12 protein-coding genes are annotated in these 16,689 nt (G+C 72.8%); 6 read left to right on the top strand and 6 right to left on the bottom strand.

Annotation, left to right across the window (positions count from 1 at the left end):
- The first annotated feature begins 91 nt into the window (after positions 1 to 91).
- Positions 92 to 2,320: a CDP-glycerol glycerophosphotransferase family protein gene (locus ABIA32_RS06785; RefSeq protein WP_370092943.1), complete on the top strand. Its 2,229-nt coding sequence runs from the start codon at positions 92 to 94 to the stop codon at positions 2,318 to 2,320.
- Here the strand turns inward: ABIA32_RS06785 and ABIA32_RS06780 are convergent.
- The gene (locus tag ABIA32_RS06780) at positions 2,273 to 4,009 is read right to left on the bottom strand and encodes a hypothetical protein (RefSeq protein WP_370092942.1); all 1,737 of its coding nucleotides are present in this window, start codon (positions 4,007 to 4,009) and stop codon (positions 2,273 to 2,275) included. The genes ABIA32_RS06785 and ABIA32_RS06780 overlap by 48 nt on opposite strands.
- Positions 4,006 to 4,983, bottom strand: a complete 978-nt coding sequence (locus tag ABIA32_RS06775; protein WP_370092941.1) for a decaprenyl-phosphate phosphoribosyltransferase — start codon at positions 4,981 to 4,983, stop codon at positions 4,006 to 4,008. Before ABIA32_RS06775 ends, ABIA32_RS06780 begins: the two co-directional genes overlap by 4 nt.
- 190 nt (positions 4,984 to 5,173) lie before the next feature.
- Between ABIA32_RS06775 and ABIA32_RS06770 the strand changes: the two genes are divergently transcribed.
- Positions 5,174 to 6,514 carry an FAD-binding protein gene (locus ABIA32_RS06770; RefSeq protein WP_370092940.1) on the top strand — a complete coding sequence of 447 codons (1,341 nt, stop codon included), beginning with the start codon at positions 5,174 to 5,176 and terminating at the stop codon, positions 6,512 to 6,514.
- A gap of 192 nt (positions 6,515 to 6,706) precedes the next feature.
- Positions 6,707 to 7,462, top strand: coding sequence for a decaprenylphospho-beta-D-erythro-pentofuranosid-2-ulose 2-reductase (locus ABIA32_RS06765; protein ID WP_370092939.1), 756 nt, complete (start codon positions 6,707 to 6,709; stop codon positions 7,460 to 7,462).
- On the opposite strand, the gene ABIA32_RS06760 is transcribed toward ABIA32_RS06765, so the two are convergent.
- Positions 7,407 to 8,726: a glycosyltransferase 87 family protein gene (locus ABIA32_RS06760; RefSeq protein WP_370092938.1), complete on the bottom strand. Its 1,320-nt coding sequence runs from the start codon at positions 8,724 to 8,726 to the stop codon at positions 7,407 to 7,409. The two genes, ABIA32_RS06765 and ABIA32_RS06760, sit on opposite strands and share 56 nt — an antisense overlap.
- Positions 8,727 to 8,787: 61 nt before the next feature.
- On the opposite strand from ABIA32_RS06760, the gene ABIA32_RS06755 reads away from it, so the two are divergent.
- Positions 8,788 to 9,705 carry a YihY/virulence factor BrkB family protein gene (locus tag ABIA32_RS06755; protein ID WP_370092937.1) on the top strand — a complete coding sequence of 306 codons (918 nt, stop codon included), beginning with the start codon at positions 8,788 to 8,790 and terminating at the stop codon, positions 9,703 to 9,705.
- A 119-nt stretch (positions 9,706 to 9,824) separates the two neighbouring features.
- On the opposite strand, the gene ABIA32_RS06750 is transcribed toward ABIA32_RS06755, so the two are convergent.
- Positions 9,825 to 11,045: a D-alanyl-D-alanine carboxypeptidase family protein gene (locus tag ABIA32_RS06750; protein ID WP_370092936.1), complete on the bottom strand. Its 1,221-nt coding sequence runs from the start codon at positions 11,043 to 11,045 to the stop codon at positions 9,825 to 9,827.
- Positions 11,046 to 11,140: 95 nt separating this feature from the next.
- Here ABIA32_RS06750 and ABIA32_RS06745 point away from each other — a divergent pair, with 95 nt between their 5' ends.
- The gene (locus ABIA32_RS06745) at positions 11,141 to 11,464 is read left to right on the top strand and encodes an SCO4848 family membrane protein (RefSeq protein WP_370092935.1); all 324 of its coding nucleotides are present in this window, start codon (positions 11,141 to 11,143) and stop codon (positions 11,462 to 11,464) included.
- On the opposite strand, the gene ABIA32_RS06740 is transcribed toward ABIA32_RS06745, so the two are convergent.
- Both ABIA32_RS06740 and ABIA32_RS06735 read right to left on the bottom strand, forming a co-directional pair.
- On the bottom strand, positions 11,378 to 11,824 hold the full coding sequence (locus ABIA32_RS06740) for a GtrA family protein (protein ID WP_370092933.1): 447 nt from the start codon (positions 11,822 to 11,824) through the stop codon (positions 11,378 to 11,380). The two genes, ABIA32_RS06745 and ABIA32_RS06740, sit on opposite strands and share 87 nt — an antisense overlap.
- An 11-nt stretch (positions 11,825 to 11,835) precedes the next feature.
- Entirely contained in the window at positions 11,836 to 13,764 is a 1,929-nt protein-coding gene (locus ABIA32_RS06735; RefSeq protein WP_370092932.1) for a glycosyltransferase family 39 protein, read from the bottom strand.
- Positions 13,765 to 13,991: 227 nt separating this feature from the next.
- Here ABIA32_RS06735 and ABIA32_RS06730 point away from each other — a divergent pair, with 227 nt between their 5' ends.
- Positions 13,992 to 16,649: a glycosyltransferase 87 family protein gene (locus ABIA32_RS06730; protein ID WP_370093161.1), complete on the top strand. Its 2,658-nt coding sequence runs from the start codon at positions 13,992 to 13,994 to the stop codon at positions 16,647 to 16,649.
- The last annotated feature ends 40 nt before the right edge of the window (positions 16,650 to 16,689 follow it).

Below are 16,689 nucleotides of genomic sequence, written 5' to 3'. Positions count from 1 at the left end.
GAGCAACCGGGGCCACTCGCCGAGCCGGGGCCGTTGGACCGCGACCGTTCACCGACCGTTCACCGCCCGTGGGTCCCTGTATCGTACCGGCATGCCTCGGATCAGCGTCGTCGTGCCCGTTTACCAGGTACAGGCGTACCTGGGCGAGTGTCTGGAATCGGTCCTGGGGCAGTCCTTCAGGGACATCGAAGTGATCGCCGTCGACGACTGCTCGCCCGACGGCAGCGGCGCGATTCTTGACGGATTCGCACAGGCCGACGACCGGGTACGGGTGCTCCACCTGGCGGAGAACGTGGGCCTCGGCCGGGCCAGGAACGCCGGCATGGAACTGGCGACCGGGGACTACCTCCTTTTCCTCGACAGTGACGACACACTGACGCCCGGCTCGCTCCAGGCGGTCGCGGACCGGCTGGACGCCACCGGCGACCCCGAGGTGCTGATCTACGACTACGCCCGCACCTACTGGGACGGCCGCGAGGTCCGCAGCAGGGACGCCGAGCTGTTCGCCCCCGCGGACGACCGGCCCGAGGTCTTCGCCATCGGCGAGCGCGAGGAGGTCCTCGGGCTGCTGATGGTGGTCTGGAACAAGGTCTACCGGAGCGACTTCGTCGCCAAGCACGCGTTCCGCTTCCCGCCCGGGTACTACGAGGACACCCCGTGGACCTACCCGGTGCTGCTCGCGGCGCGGACCGTGGCGATGCTCGACCGCGTCGTCGTCCACTACCGGCAGCGCCGCCAGGGCGGAAACATCCTGGCCACGGTCAGCCGGAAGCACTTCGACATCTTCGAGCAGTACGACCGGGTCTTCGTCTTCGTCGACGCCCACCCCGCGCTCGACCACTGGCGGCCGCTGCTGCACCGGCGGATGGCCGAGCACCTGCGCACCATCGGCAACCACCCGGACCGGGTGCCCGCCGCAGCCCGCAAGGAGTTCTTCGAGCGCGCCGCCGAGGCCGAGCTCCGGCACCGGCCCGCCGACGTCGCCGCGATCGAGCTGCGCGGGAGCTGGAAGGCCGGCCCGCTCGGCCAGGCGGCCCGCAAGGCCAAGCACGTCGCCCGCGCGGCCCAGCCCGAGCTGAAGCGCGCCGTCGCCGGGCCGCTGCTCGGCGGCTACCAGCGGATCCAGCGGCGCCTGCCGATCGAGGACGACCTCGCGGTCTTCGCCAGCTACTGGGCCCGAACGCCCGCCTGCAACCCCGCCGCGATCCACGCGAAGCTGCGCGAGCTCGCCCCCGAGCTGCGCACCGTCTGGGTGGTGGAGGCGAAGCGCAGAGGAGAGGTGTCCAAGGGGCTCGACTGCGTCTCGCCCGGTTCGCGCGCCTACCGCGAGGCGATCTCCCGCGCCCGCTACTTCGTCAACAACGTCAACTTCCCCGACGGGGCCCCCAAGCGTCGGGGAACCGTGCAGCTGCAGACGCACCACGGCACGCCGGTCAAGAAGATGGGCCTCGACCTGAGGGACTACCCGGCCGCCGGGCAGGCGATCGACTTCAGGAAGCTGCTGGGCCGGGTCGACCGCTGGGACTACAGCCTCAGCTCGAACCGCTACTCGACGCTGATCTGGGAGCGGGTCTACCCCTCCTCGTTCCGCAGCCTGGAGTACGGCTACCCGCGCAACGACGTCTACTACTCGGCGGGTGCCGAGGAGGTGCGCGCCGCCCGGCGCGAACTCGGCATCCCCGAGGGCGCGACCGTGCTGCTCTACGCGCCCACGCTGCGCGACTACCGCGCCTCGTACCGGCCGCAGTTGGACCTGCACCGCTTCGCGGAGCGGCTCGGCGAGGGGCACGTGGTGCTCAACCGGGCCCACTACCTCTACGACCAGGGGAAGCGGTCCGACGGACCGGGCGGCGGACAGGTGATCGACGTGTCCACGCATCCGTCGCTCGAACGCCTGGCGCTGGCCGCGGACGCGCTGGTCACGGACTACTCCTCGGTGATGTTCGACTACGCCAACCTGGACCGGCCCATCGTCGTCTTCGCCGACGACTGGGAGGTCTACCGGCAGACCCGCGGCGTCTACCTCGACCTCCTCTCCGGCCGGCCGGGCGAGACGCCGGGACCGGTCGCCACGACCGAGGCCGAGCTCGTCGACGTGTTCCGCTCCGGCGCCTGGTGCGACGGGGAGTCAGCCGGGCTGCGGGCCGCGTTCCGCGAGCGGTTCTGCGAGTTCGACGACGGCAGAGCCGCGGAGCGGGTGGTGCGCACGGTGTTCCTCGGCGAGTCCGAGCCGCTCCCGGTGGTCCCGCTCGCCGAGCGCACCCCGGCGCCCTCACCGCAGGCCGCCTCCCGGGTCGCCGCCTCCCAGCTCGCAGTCTGACAAGGGGTGGGCCCGCCAGCGGGCCTCGATCGCCGGGACGGCGGTGGCCGCCCAGGCGCGGAGGGCGGTCAGCGCCGTGGGGGAGGTGACCGCGTCGCCGCGGATCCAGTCACCGTCGAAGGCGCCGTCGCCCGCCCTCACGGCTGAGGCGTAGACCGGCAGGTAGCCCGCCGCGCGCAGCCGGCCCGGGCTGAGGCCGGGGCCTCTGGACCAGGGGCCGTGGACGTGCACGAAGGTGGGCCGGACCTCGTCGAGGACGTAGGCACGGAGCCGGGTCATGTCCCCCGCCGCGTAGGCGCGGGCGATCGTCGGGTCGGTCAGGCCCGCCAGGTCGACCACGCGCAGGCGGGTCGTGAGCAGCGTGCCGCCCAGATCCGGCAGCAGCACGCTCGTGCCCTCGGCGCGCAGACCCAGGCGCTGCGCGTAGGTGTTGAAGAGGCGGCCGTAGCGGTCCGCGACCTTGCACATCGACAGCGTCGGCGCGGCGCGGAACGCGGCGGCGGAAGCGGACTGGGTGGCAGCGGAGGCCGCCAGCGCGAGGGCGGTCGCGACCGCGAGCAGGGCTCGGGCCGCGGTGCGGTCAAGCTCCGCGAAGGCCCTGGTCAGGGCCATCGCGCCGAAGAGCGTGCCGAGCGTCCAGACCGGGGTGGCGAAGCGGTACAGCGCCATCCAGTCCGGCCGCAGCACGGCGAAGCCGAGCAGCGCGAGTCCCAGCGGGAGCGCAGCCGCCGCCAGACCGCGCCGGGCCGGGCCCGGTCGGGCGGCTACCCGCCCGGCCGCGACGGCGACGAGCAGGACCGCGGCCCAGCCCGCGTACTGGAGCAGTCCGCCGACCCGCTCCAGGGCGTCCAGGCCGGGCGTGCCCTGGGCCTTGGCCACGGCGGTGTTGGGCAGCCACTGCCCGAAGGTGATCCGCCGCCACAGCAGGAACCCGCCGTAGGGCGCGCCGAAGACGCCCAGCGACAGCAGCGCCGGACGCAGCGTTTGACCGGGCGCGTCGCGCCGCTGCCGCAGGAGCAGAGCGGCGGGGTAGGCCGCGAGGTAGACCACGCCGTCGGGGCGGGTGAGCGCGGCCAGCAGGGCGAGCAGGCCGGCGAGGACGGCGGTGCGCGGCCGGGCGAGCCTGTTCTCCTCGGCCGCCCGGACCAGCAGCGTGGCGAGCGCGACGGCGAGCAGGCCGTAGAGCGGGTTCTCCAGCCCGGAGCAGGACCAGGCGACGAAGGACCAGTTGGCGGCGAGCACCAGCGCGGCCAGCAGGGTCGCGGCGGCGGAGCGGGTCGCGGCGCGGACGCAGCAGAGGATGCCGACGACACAGAACAGGGCCAGCAGCTTCGGGTACCAGACCAGGTCGGGGACCCCGCCGATGCTGCCGCGGTCGAACAGGCCGAGTTCGTGACCGAGCGTCAGCAGCACCAGCCAGCTCGGGTTCGAGTAGCCCTCGACGGGGGCGGAGCCGGCCTGCTGGACCGGGCCGAGCCCGTGCGCGAGGCTGCGCGCGTAGGCGAAGGTGACGGCGGCGTCGTCGACGATCCAGGCCCGCATCCGGGCGCCCTGGGCGGCGACGACCAGGCTTCCGACGAGGACGGCGGCGATGGCGCGCACCCGGGCGAGGCGGCCGCCCGAACTCTTCGCGACGGCTGCGGTGACCGGCGCCCTGGTCGTCGTGTCGGGACCGGCTTGGTTGATCACAGGGCCACCACGGAGAGACCGTAGAGCAGCAGCCAGGAGACGGCCGCGATCTGCAGCGGCCGGTCCCGCAGCACGACGTCCTCCGGTGCGCCGGACTCGGCCCGGTCGGCGAAGACCGCGTAGCGCAGCAGCACGACCAGGAACGGGATGATCGAGAGCTGCCGCCAGGGCAGCGTCATGGACGTCGTGGTGTGCGGGGCGTCGGTCGGGCTGCCGAGCGCCCAGAGGCAGTAGCTGAGCATCGTCACACCCGCCGCGAGCTGCCAGACGAAGCGCAGGTACTCCGCCGAGTACGCGGCCAGCAGCGGCCGGGTCCGGCCGCTGCCGTCCAGGCTGGCGCGCTCCGAGTAGCGCTTGGCCGCGACCATGAACAGCGCGCCGAAGCCCGCCGTGATCAGGAACCAGCGGCTCAGCGGCACGCCGATCGCCGTGCCGCCGGTCATCGCCCGCAGCAGGAAGCCGCTGGCGACCACGAGCAGATCGACCACCGGGAGGTGCTTGAGCGAGGTGCAGTAGAGGAGTTGCATCACCAGGTAGGCGCCGATGACCAGCGCGGTCGCCGGGTTGCACAGGACGACCGCGCCGCCGAGCGCGGCGAGCGCGAGGGTCAGCCCCGCCGCGTAGGCCAGCGGGACCGGGACGCGTCCGGAGGCGACCGGGCGGAGGCGCTTGGTCGGGTGGGCCCGGTCGGCGGCGACGTCCTTGGCGTCGTTGATCAGGTAGATCGACGCCGAGGCGCAGGTGAACAGGCCGAAGGCCTCCGCGAGCCGGACCGGGACGCCGGGCGCGGCGAGCATGCCGGCCGCGGCGGGCGCGGCGAGGACCAGGACGTTCTTGATCCACTGGCGTGGTCTCGCGGTCCGGAGCAGGCCGAGCGGAAGGGAGAGGGGCCCGGTGGGGAGAGGCGCGACCGGAGGTGGGAGGAGAGTGGTCCCGGCGGCTGCGGGCGTCGTCACGGAGGACTCTTCGATCATGGCCTAACCTCGCCGTCAACTCACTGCCGCGGTACTCACTCACCCGTTCGGGTGTGCTTCGCGGTGGGGGCGCGGGCCCCGTGCCGTGCTGCATTCCGCGTGGCTAACCGGCGGGTTGGGGCTGAGGTAACGAAATACCCCAAAATGCGCCCCCTGCACGCTGTCGGTGGTCGGGCTTAGCGTCGCACGCATGGAAGGACAACTCACGGGGTGGGGACGCACCGCGCCCACGACGGCCACGCTCTGCGCGCCCACGACGGCCGCCGAGGCGGCCGCCGCGCTGCGCGACGCGGGTGGACGCGGCGCGGTCGCACGCGGGCTCGGCCGCAGCTACGGCGACGCCGCCCAGAACGCCGGCGGCACGGTCCTCGACATGACGCGGCTCGCCGCGGTCCAGTCGCTCGACCTGGAGCAGGGCCTGGTCGGCGTCGAGGCGGGGGTCAGTCTCGACAAGCTGATGCGGCTGCTGCTGCCCTTCGGCTGGTTCGTCCCGGTCACCCCCGGCACGCGGTACGTCACGGTCGGCGGCGCGATCGGCGCGGACATCCACGGCAAGAACCACCACCTGAGCGGCAGCTTCAGCCAGCACGTCACGCGCATGCGGCTGCTCACGGCCGACGGCGCGACGCACGAGCTGCGCCCCGGCGACGAGCTCTTCGACGCCACGGCCGGCGGCATGGGTCTGACCGGCGTGATCCTCGACGCCACGATCCAGCTGCTGCCCGTCTCCACCTCGCTGATGACGGTGGACACCGAGCGCGCCGACGACCTCGACGACCTGATGCACCGCCTGGAGACGACGGACCACCGCTACCGCTACTCCGTCGCCTGGATCGACCTGGTCGCCCGCGGCGCCGCCACCGGCCGCGCCGTACTGACCCGCGGTGAGCACGCCACACCCGACATGCTGAGCCCGCGTCAGCTGGCCGACCCGCTCGCCTTCCGCCCGCGCAGCTTCCCCGCCGCGCCGCGCGGCATCCCCGGCGGGCTGCTGCGCACGGCCACGGTGGGAGCCTTCAACGAGCTCTGGTTCCGCAAAGCCCCGCGCGAGAAGCGCGGCCAGCTCCAGCGCATCGGCGCCTTCTTCCACCCGCTCGACGGCGTCCCCGACTGGAACCGCGTCTATGGCCGGGCGGGGTTCCTGCAGTACCAGTTCGTCGTCCCCTACGGGCAGGAGGCGGTGCTGCGCTCGATCGTCGAACAGCTCAGCCGGCACGGCTGCCCGTCCTTCCTGGCCGTGCTCAAGCGCTTCGGCGAGGGCGGGCCCGGCTGGCTCTCCTTCCCGATGCCCGGCTGGACGCTCGCGCTCGACCTGCCGGCCACGGTCCCCGGCCTCGGCCCGCTGCTGGACCGGCTCGACGAACAGGTGCTGGCGGCCGGCGGCCGGATCTACCTGGCCAAGGATTCGCGGATGCGTCCGCAGTCGCTGCCCGGCATGTACCCGAAGCTCGCCGACTTCCGCGCGCTGCGAGAACGCATCGACCCGCACGGCGCCTTCACCTCCGACCTCGCCCGCCGGCTCGCCCTTTAGGAGGGTGCTGAAGATCTAGGCCGGGCTCGCGACGCCCTGCGACTCCGCTTGCCGCGTTGTCGTCGGTCGCCGATGCTCCGCATCGACTCCCTCCTCCGCCTTGCAATCGAAGCCACATGACGCCGCTCCCTGATCCGGCCTAGATCTTCAGCACCCTCCTCGCCTCCTGAACAAGCCAGAAAGGCTCCACCCATGCTGAACGCCCTGGGCGACCCCCAGTCCCTGCTCCTCCTCGGCGGCTCCTCCGAGATCGGCCTGGCCACCGCGCGGCGGCTGGTCGCGGGCCGGGTTCGCGTGGTCCACCTGGCCGGGCGGCCCTCGCCCGCGCTCGACGCCGCGGCGGACGAGCTGCGCGCGCTCGGCGCGGAGGTCTCCGTGCACGACTTCGACGCGGCGGCCGTGGACAGCCACGAGACGGTGCTCGGCAAGATCTTCGCCGAGGGCGACATCGACGTCACACTGCTCGCCTTCGGCGTCCTCGGCGACCAGCAGCGCGACGAGCGCGAGCCGATGGCCGCCGCCTCCGTCGCGCAGGTCAACTACCTCGGCGCGGTCACCTCCGGCCTGGTCTGCGCGCAGGCGCTGCGGAGGCAGGGCCACGGCGCGCTGGTCGTCCTCTCCTCCGTGGCGGGGGAGCGGGCCCGCCGGTCCAACTTCATCTACGGCTCGACCAAGGCCGGCCTCGACGCCTTCGCGCAGGGGCTCGGCGACTCGCTGCAGGGCACCGGCGCGCGGGTCATGGTCGTCCGGCCCGGCTTCGTCCGCACCCGGATGACGGAGGGAATGAAGGAGGCCCCGCTCGCGACGACGGCGGACGCCGTCGCCGAGGCCATCGTGACGGGGTTGCGACGCGGCACCGAGACGGTCTGGGTGCCGGGTGCGCTGCGCTACGTCATGTCCGGCTTGCGGCACGTGCCGCGGGCGCTGTTCCGGAAGCTGCCGGTGTGAGCTGCGCGCGTTCCGCGAGCAGCAGCCGCGCGCCGTAGCCCGCCACGCCCAGGCAGAAGGCCAAGCCGCTCAGCAGCAGTGAATCGCCGATCAGGCTCTGCGTCACGGTCCAGTGGTACTCGCCCCGGTGCAGGTGCGGGGCGAGGAAGACCACGCCGTAGGGCTGTCGCATCGGCCTGCTGTGGTCGGTGATGCGGTCCAGCAGCGGCCAGGCGCCGTAGAGCAGCGCCCAGGCGGCCGCCGCGGGCAGCAGCGGGCGCGGCGCGTGCCGTCGCATGCCGTCCGCGAGCAGCACCAGCGCGGGGATCACCCAGACCCAGTGGTGGATCCAGGCCACCGGCGAGACCAGCAGCGTCAACGCGCCGCAGGCGCAGGCGGCTGCCAGCGGCCCGCTCCGTCCGCCGCGCAGCGCGACGACGGCGGCGAGCGGCAGCGCGACGGCGACCAGCAGCACGCTGAGCCCGGCGGCGAGCGTCGCGGCCGTGCCGTGGTCGCCCAACGCGCGTACCAGCGCGCCGCGCAGGGACTGGTTGTTGGAGATGTAGAGCCCCACCCTGCGGTCCACCGCCGTGGTGATCCGGCCCAGGTGCAGCCAGTAGTAGCCGGAACTGCGCGGCAGCAGCAGCCAGGGCAGCACCATCGTCGCGCCGGTGACCGCCGCGCCGGTCAGTGCGGCGCGACGCTGCCGGGTGAGCAGCAGCAGGACGAGGAAGAGGCCGGGGCTGAGCTTGATGCCGGTGGCCAGCCCGATGCCGACGCCCTTCCACCGCGAGTGCGCGGGCAGAGCCAGGTCGACCATGACCAGCGCGAGCAGCAGCAGATTGACCTGACCCCACATCAGCGTCCACTGCACGGGGGCCGACCAGAGCGCGAGCCCGGACAGCAGCAGCACCGCGCCGAGGCGAAGCCGGTGGCCGAGCAGCCGCAGGCTCGCCGCGACGACGACGGGCAGCGTCAGCACGGACAGGGCCAGCATGCCGACCCGCACCGCACCGAGCCCGAGCGGCACCGTCGGCCGGAACAGCAGCGCGGCGAACGGCGGGTAGATGTAAGGGAGTTTCAGCGGCCCGAAGGCCATCGTGTAGAGCCGCCCGTCACCGTGCCGCAGGGACGTGGCGGCCAGCCAGTAGACCTCAAGATCCGCCTGCCGGAGCTGCGCGTAGGGCCAGGCCCGCAGGCTCCACAGCCAGGCGGCCAGGGCCGTCGCGAAGACCAGCGCTCCGGCGGCCGGCAGCAGCAGACGCTTCGTCGTCGCACGTTCCACTCGATGGTCAACGATGTGTGTCGGCCTCCTGTCACGGCCGCGCGGGCGCTAGGTTCGACCGATGGATTGGTTGAAGCGAGTACCGGTGATCGGTCCGCTCGTCGGGTGGGTGATGCGGACCCGCGCGTACCGCGTCTTCGAGCACTTCAACGAGGTCGGCTCGAACAGGATGGCCGGGTCGGTGACCTTCTTCGGCTTCCTGGCACTCTTCCCTCTGCTCACGGTGGGCCTGGCGATCGCGGCGGCGTTGCTGACCAATCGTCAGACCGATCAGCTCCAGCGCAAGATCGCGGAGCAGATCCCCGGCCTCTCCAACCAGCTCAACATCCGCGATATCGCCCACAACGCGGGCACGGTCGGGCTGGTCAGTGGCGTGGTGCTGCTCGTCTCCGGCCTCGGCTGGGTGGACACCACCCGCGTCAGCATCCGCACGTCGTGGTCGCTGCCGATCGAGCCGGGCAACGTGGTCGTCCGCAAGCTGTGGGACGTGGGCGTCCTGATCGGCCTCGGCCTCGTCGGCGCGGTCTCCCTCGGCGCGTCCACGGCGGGGGGCGCGGCGGCGACGCAGGTCGCCAAGTGGCTCGGCGCGGAGAACGCGCCCGCCGGGCGGGCGGCGCTGACGGCGGCGGCGTTCGTGATCGCGGTGGGGGTGGACCTGCTGGTCTTCTCCTACCTGCTGGTGGGCCTGCCGCGGATCTTCGGCCAACGCAGGAGGGTGGTGCTGGAGGCTGCGCTGCTGGGCGCGATCGGCTTCGAGATCCTGAAGCAGGCACTGGCGGTGTATGTGGCGGGGGTCGCGACGAAGAGCATGTATGGGGCCTTCGGCACGCCGATCGCGCTGCTGCTCTGGATCAACTTCATGTGCCGCTGGCTCCTGTACTGCGTCGCCTGGACGGCGACGGCGGACCCCCAGGCAGCCCGCGAACGGGCTCGCGCCCGCGCGCAGGAAGCCCTCAAAGAGGCAAGCGAGCAACCATAGGGGCGCGGGGAACTGCGCGAGAAGCCACCGGCATGCGGATGGTCCTCAACGCGCAGGGCCATCCGCACAGGGTGGTTTCTCGCGCAGTTCCCCGCGCCCCCAGGTGGTGCAACTTACTGCTAGTCCAGAGGGTCCTGCGTCGCAGGACGCTTGCGGCGACGGCGGGTGAGGGTGAAGGCTGTGCCGCCCGCGGCCAGGGCGACCGCGACGCCCGCCGCCGCGTACGCCGTGCCGCTGCCGGAAGCCGAAGGCTTCGCCGCTGCCGCTGCCCACGGCTTCGCCTGCGCGCTCGCGGACGGGGGCGCCGCGTCCTGGGCCGCGATGGACTTGACCGCGTCGAGCGTGCCGACCGCAGGGGCCTTGCCGTCGGCTGAGAAGCCCCAGTCCAGCAGCGCCCGTGCCTCCCGGTACACCTCTTCCCGCGCAGGGTTCTGCGGGTTCATCAGGGTCACCAGCAGCGTGTGCCCATCGCGGCGCGCGCCCTCGATCAGCGTGTTGCCCGCGTTCGTGGTGTAGCCGTTCTTGACGCCGATCACGCCCGGGTAGCGACCGCCCACACCGTCGAAGCCGGTCAGCAGCCGGTTGGTGTTGTCGATCTCGAAGGGCTTGCCCTTCGTGCTCGGGCCGCCGGGGAAGTGCGCGATCGCCGTCGCGCAGTACTTCGCGAAGTCCGGGTTCTTCAGTCCGTCCCTGGCGAACAGGGTCAGGTCGTAGGCCGAGGAGACCTGCCCCGGCATGTCGTAGCCGTCCGGGCTGACCACGCGGGTGTCCTTCGCGCCCAGCGAATCCGCCTTCGCCTGCATCTCCTGCACGGTCGTCGCGACGCCGCCGTTCATCGCGGCGAGCACGTGCACCGCGTCGTTGCCCGAGCGCAGGAAGACGCCGAGCCAGAGGTCGGAGACCGAGTAGGTCTGACCCGGCATCACGCCGACCATGCTGCTGCCGTCGCCCATCCCGGTGAAGTCCGCGTCGGCGACCTTGTGCGTCGCCGTCTGCGGGAACTTCGGCAGGACGGTGTCGGCGAACAGGGTCTTCAGCGTGCTGGCCGGCGGCAGTGCCCAGTGCGGGTTCTGCGAGGCGAGCACCTGACCCGAGTCCACGTCGGAGACGATCCAGGAGAGCGACGAAATGCCCGTCGGCAGGGCCGGCGCGCCCGCGCCGACCTGGGGGCCAGGACGCCCGAGCGCCTCGCCGCCGACCGTCGACATCTGCGTCGGCGGCTTTCTGACGGGGCTCCCGCCCGGGCTCGGCGAGTGTCCCGCGGCCGTGACGGTCAGTACCGCCGTTGCGGCGGCGACGCCGGAGACGGCCTTCCTCAGCGCTTGATCACGTAGCTGCACGCGGTCGACCGTACCCAATCCATCTCGTCTATGGTCGTAAAAGAAGATGGGACCCCTCGTCCGGATGCGTCCGAGTGGCCGACCATACTGACCTTATGAGACTCAGCCGACGTGCTTCCTGGTTCCTGACAGCCTTCGGCGTCTGGTCGATCTGGATTTGGGCCACGTTCTTCAAGAATTTGTGGGCCGACGGAGAAGGCCTCGCCTTCACCCACGGTGACCACTCCAAGCCCACCGCCTACTTCTGGGTGCACGCCGCCCTCGCTCTCACCTCGCTGCTGCTCGGCCTGGTCGTCGGCTCCCTCGGCGTCCGCAGCCTGCGCAGCTTGCGCTCAGGCGCTGCTCGCGCGGAAGACCCACGTACGGTAGCCGAGCAGGCGGAAGCCGGTCGCTCCGGCCATGCCCACGACGCTGCCTGAGATGTTGTCGGCCAGCAGGCTGGTGAAGCCCAGCAGGTAGTGCGAGACCGCGAGGCAGCTCAGTTGGATCAGCAGCCCGCCGAGGCTGACCAGTACGAAGAGCAGGACCTCCCAGTAGACGGGCGCCTGCTCCGTCCGCACGGCGGTGCGCTCACGGTAGGTCCACCAGCGGTTGCCGACGTACGCGACGGCCGTGGCGAAGGTCAGCGAGACCGCCTTCGCCGCCAGCGGTCCGGCGCCCGCGCCTGCCCGCAGCAGGTTGAACAGCACGACGTCGGTGGCGTAGCCGGCCACTCCCACGACGCCGAAGCGGGCCAGCTCGGGCATGAACCGGCGGAGCCGGTCGGTGAGTTCCACCACGGTCCGTCCTCTCAGCTCGTCGGTCGGTAAAGGCGGAGCCAGCACGCCGCGCGAGGAGCGGTCGGCGTCAGGGCCGTGAAGCGCGCCGGGTCGGCGGCCAGGCCGACTCCGATCCGGCTCGCGCAGGTCGCGTAGACGAAGTCCGCGCCCCGAGCCGCGACGCGCGCGGTCGCGCCGGAGGGGCTGCCGCAGCGGCCCAGGTCGACCAGGGTGCGCTGGTAGCGCGGGCCGATCAGCAGCATGGGGAACCAGTTGACCGGCGGATCCTCGTCGCAGAAGCCGATCGAGGCCGCGTCGGGCAGGGAGCGGGCAGCGGGATAGCTGCCCCAGATCCCCGCGTGCTCACGCGCCGCCTCGGGGCCGGCGATCAGCGCGGCGGTCCCGGCCGCGTTCAGTTGCTTCGGGTCCTCGATGCGCCAGTACGTGGACCAGCGGAAGCCGGAGACCAGCCCGAGACAGGTGCACAGCACCAGCGCGCCGGTGAGCCACCCCGTCACCCGAGTGCGTCGCGGGTGAGCCCCCAGCACCGCGAAGGCGACCGCGCCCGCGACCAGCAATGGCATGGTGTAGCGGGAGAACCAGGCCCCCGGCGCCGCCAAGGTCCCGGCGACCAGCGGCAGGACCACCCCGAAGCTCGCGACCCGCAGCTCCGGACGGCGCACGGCCCGTGCCGTCAGCAGCACGACAGCCGGCAGCAGGAAGAGCAGCCAGCCGAGGCCCAGCAGCCCCGTCCAGCTCACGTACCAGTGCGGGCGGCCCAGCGCGGGGAAGGCGTCCAGCCACGAGCGCAGCACCTGAACCGGCAGGCTGCTGCCGCGCCAGGCCTTCGGCAGGAACGAGTCCACCAGGTCGTACATCGTCATCGGGCCGCGGAAGGGCCCCATCCGCAGCGGCCAGACCGGCGAGCCCCAGCGCCGCCAGGCCAGCGCGTACCAGAAGCCGCCGACCAGCACCGCCGGTGCGCCCAGCAGCAGCGGCGCCCGCAGCCGGTCGCGGCCGCCACGCAGCCAGACGGCCGTGGGCAGGGCGACCGCCAGCAGGTAGGCGTTGGCCGGCTTGATGCCCAGGCCCAGGCCGAACAGCGCTCCGGCGAACAGGAGTTGCCGCACCGACAGCCGTTCCCGTGCCCCTTCCCGGTCCGTGCACGCCGCGAGCAGCACCAGCCAGGCGGCCGCCGGTACGGCCGCCCGGGCGATGTCGTTGTAGGCCATCCCGGCCTGCGAGACGACCACCGGCGCGAGTAGTACCGCGCAGGCCGCGCACCACGCGAGGCCCCGCGCCGCGCCGAGCCTGCGGGCCAGCCCGTACACGGCGAGCAGCAGCAGCGCGGCGAAGGGGAGTTGGGTCAGCGCCACCAGGCTCGTGTCATGGGTGAAGACAGAGAGGAAGGCGCCGATCAGCTCGGTGTCGCGGGGGTAGCTGTCCGAGACCACCGTCCAGCCCAGCGAGCGCGCCGCCGACAGATGGGCGATGGGGGAGGCCAGCGAGCCGGTGCGGACCCAGCCCGCGATGCTGACCAGGTGGTACCAGAGGCTGTCGATGTCGCGCGGCGGCAGCCGGACGGCGACCGCCGCCTGAAACCCGTAGACCGCCGCCGTCACCGCCGTCACCGCCCACACCAGCGGCGCCCGCAGCGGTCCCCGCCAGTTCAGCGACGGCCAGTTCAGCGACGCCCGGCTCAGCCGCGCGCGCGGCAGGCACAGCGCTGCCGCCAGCGAGAGCAGCAGCGCCAGCAGCAGGGGCAGCGGCCGGAACCAGCCGGCCAGCAGCAGTGCCTTCTCCTCCAGGGTCAGCAGCAGCAGCGTCGCCGCCAGCGCGCCGACCGCCAGCTCTGCGCGCGAGCGCTCACCGAGTCCGAGGGCGAGCGCGACCAGCAGCCCGACGACGAGCGCGACGGCACCGGCCGCAGCCGTCAGCAGCACCACGGGTGTTCCCTCCACCAGCAACAGCAACAGCAACGCCGGTCCATCGTGGACACGCTGCGCACTCGTTCAACGAGCACCGGGCCGTTCGGGGTCCGTCCACTCACCCGGACCAGTGAAGCGGGCCCGCCGTACAGGTGACCCAGGTGACCGCGAATGCGCCGTTCGCGTTGACCAATGTCGTAGTTCTTGAACGGAGCTCACCGTCCCGGAGCCCCGAACGACAACCGGAGTCAGAGCCCGTGATGCCAGACGTTCTCGCCCTCCCACTCCGCCGCCTGCGCCCGCTGACGCGCCCCCGTCTCCTCGCGGCTCTGGGAGCGGGCGTGCTGACGCTGGCGGTGGCGCTGTGGTGGTGGAGCATCAAGGCATGGCCGTACGCCCAGTGGCAGCAGGGCGACCTGCGGGTCTACTGGGACGGCGCCCGCTCGCTGCACCACGGGCAGCACCGGCTGTACACCGCGAACTTCGGCCCGGCCCGGCTGCCCTTCATCTACCCGCCCTTCGCCGCCCTGCTCTTCCTGCCCGGCTCCTGGTTCGGCTTCGACACCGTGCGCGCCGCGATGCTGACGCTGAGCCTGCTCGCGCTGCTGGCCTCCTCCTGGGCGTCCTGGCGGCTGCTCGGCTACCGGCGTGGTCCGGCCAGGACCGGGGCGGTGCTGCTGACGACCGGGCTGGCGCTCTGGCTGGAGCCGGTGCAGTGGACCCTGATGTGGGGTCAGGTCAATCTGCTGCTGCTCGCCCTGGTCCTGGTCGACCTCGCGCTGCCACGCGGCTCGCGCTGGCGCGGCGTCGGCACCGGCATCGCGGTGGGCATCAAGCTGACGCCGGGGCTCTTCGTCCTGCACCTGCTGCTGACCCGGCAGTACCGGGCGGCCGTCCGGGCCGGGGTGGTCGCCGCGGGAACGGTACTGCTGGGCTGGGCGCTGCTGCCCTCCGCCTCGGCCACCTACTGGTGGAACCTGGGACGGATCAGCAGCGCGGTCAACGCCAGGATCGGTCTGTTCGCGATCAACAACCAGAGCCTGCGCGGCCTGCTGATCCGCCTCTACGGCAGCCATCCGGACACCCGCCTGCTGGACATCGCCTGCTGCGCGGCCCTGGTCGTGTTCGGCCTGCCGCTGGCGGCGCTGATCGCCCGCAGGGGCGGCCGGGCGGGGGAGCTGGCCGGGGCGATCCTGTGCGGCGTGCTCAGCCTGCTGGTCTCGCCGGTGGCCTGGTCGCACCACTGGGTCTGGGTCGTCCCGGGCCTCGCCCTCGCCGCCCACGCGGCGCTGCGGCTCCGCGCCCGGATCAGGAGCGCGGCGCGGTGGCTGCTGCCGGCGGCCTACTGCCTCTGGTTCGCCGCCTGGCCGTTGCGGCTGCCGCTGCACTCGCGCCATCACGAGCGGCCGCAGCCGCTCGGCCTCTTCTGGCTCGCGCCGCACCGCCGCTCCGGTGAGCTGCGCTGGACCTTCGTCCAAGGGCTGGTGGGCAACGCCATCGTGCTGAGCGGGCTCGCGTTCGTGCTGGCCGTGGCCGTCTGGGCGGTCCGGCGCGGCTGGGTCTCCGCGGCGATCTGGCAGCTGCGCCCGCTTTCGGGCCGCCGACTGCTGGTCCTGGGTTCGGCGGGCTACGCGGGCTCGCTGCTGCTGCGGGCGCTGATGGTGCGTCACTGGCCCTTCATGGGCGCCGCGACGCCCGACCTGGCCACCTACTACGGCGCCGTGCTGAGTCTCCATCACGGCCAGCAGGCCCTCTACGCACAGGAGTTCGGGCCCTGGCCGGGCCCCTTCATCTACCCGCCGATCGCCGCGCTCGCCTTCCTCGCTCTCGCCCCGCTCGGCCTGCACGGCCTGCAGCACCTCGCGGTCGTGCTGGACCAGTTCGCGCTGCTCGCCGTGCTGGCCGCCTCCTGGTCGCTGCTGGGCCGCAGGTTCAGCGCGGGCGCCACCGGACTCCTGCTGGCCGCCGGTGGCGTGGCGCTGTGGCTGGTGCCGGTCGAGCGGACGATCTTCTTCGGGCAGGTCAGCCTGGTGCTGCTGGCGGCAGTGCTCGTCGACTGCGCTCTGCCGGACCGTTTCCGCAGCAAGGGCGTGCTGATCGGGCTGGCCGCAGGAGTCAAGCTGGTGCCAGGCCTCTTCGTGCTCTACTTCCTGGTCACCCGACGCTGGCGGGCCGCCGCCGTGGCCTCGGCGACCTTCGCCGCCACCGTGGTCGTCGGCGCGCTGGCGCTGCCGAAGGCCGCCCGAACCTACTGGTTCCACACCATCGGCCTGCCGCAGCGCATCAACAGCCACGTCTCGCTCGCCGACGCGGCCAACCAGTCGCTGCGCGCGCTGCTGCTGCGCACCCTCGGGGACGGGCGCGCCGCCTCGCTGCTCTGGGCGGTGCTGAGTCTGGCCGTGCTCGTCCTCGGCCTGCTGGCCGCCCGCCGCGCGGAGGTGCGCGGGCAGCGGCTGCTCGCGGTCTGTCTCTGCGGCGGGATCGGCCTGCTGGTCAGCCCGATCTCGTGGACGCACCACTGGGTCTGGGCGGTGCCCGCACTGCTGCTGATGGGCCACCACCTGCTCCTGCAGTGGCGGCCGCCGCGGCGCAGGCTGGCCTGGGCGACGCTGCTCGCCGGACTTGCGGTCACCCTCTGCTGGCCCCTCGCGCTGGACCCGCACGGCTACTGGTCCCGTCGTCAGCCGCCGCTGCCGACCTCGCTGGTGCTGCTCGGTCCGCACCAGGACGGACGCGACCTGCACTGGACGGCGGCGCAGTGGCTGGTCGGCAACAGCCTGGTGCTGTTCGGGCTCGCGGTCTTCGCGGGCGTGGTCCGGGCCCTGCTGCGCAGCACCGGACCGGCCACCGATCCGGTCCCCCCGGCCCGTACCGGAGGTGCGAAGGATCGCGCGCGGGCCGGTGCCGGTGCCAGGTAACGGGAAAGACACGGAGGGCGGGCCACCGACCGGTGACCCG

The sequence above is a fragment of the Streptacidiphilus sp. MAP12-20 genome (genome assembly GCF_041262525.1).
Classification (GTDB): domain Bacteria; phylum Actinomycetota; class Actinomycetes; order Streptomycetales; family Streptomycetaceae; genus Streptacidiphilus.
Note: the sequence above shows the minus strand (reverse complement) of the source record. Positions and strands in the feature narration are given on the sequence as shown.

Coding starts and splice junctions, on each gene's coding strand:
- ABIA32_RS06785 (WP_370092943.1), top strand. CDS start 92: ATGCCTCGGATCAGCGTCGTCGTGCCCGTTTACCAGGTACAGGCGTAC.
- ABIA32_RS06775 (WP_370092941.1), bottom strand. CDS start 4,983: ATGATCGAAGAGTCCTCCGTGACGACGCCCGCAGCCGCCGGGACCACT.
- ABIA32_RS06770 (WP_370092940.1), top strand. CDS start 5,174: ATGGAAGGACAACTCACGGGGTGGGGACGCACCGCGCCCACGACGGCC.
- ABIA32_RS06765 (WP_370092939.1), top strand. CDS start 6,707: ATGCTGAACGCCCTGGGCGACCCCCAGTCCCTGCTCCTCCTCGGCGGC.
- ABIA32_RS06755 (WP_370092937.1), top strand. CDS start 8,788: ATGGATTGGTTGAAGCGAGTACCGGTGATCGGTCCGCTCGTCGGGTGG.
- ABIA32_RS06745 (WP_370092935.1), top strand. CDS start 11,141: ATGAGACTCAGCCGACGTGCTTCCTGGTTCCTGACAGCCTTCGGCGTC.
- ABIA32_RS06730 (WP_370093161.1), top strand. CDS start 13,992: ATGCCAGACGTTCTCGCCCTCCCACTCCGCCGCCTGCGCCCGCTGACG.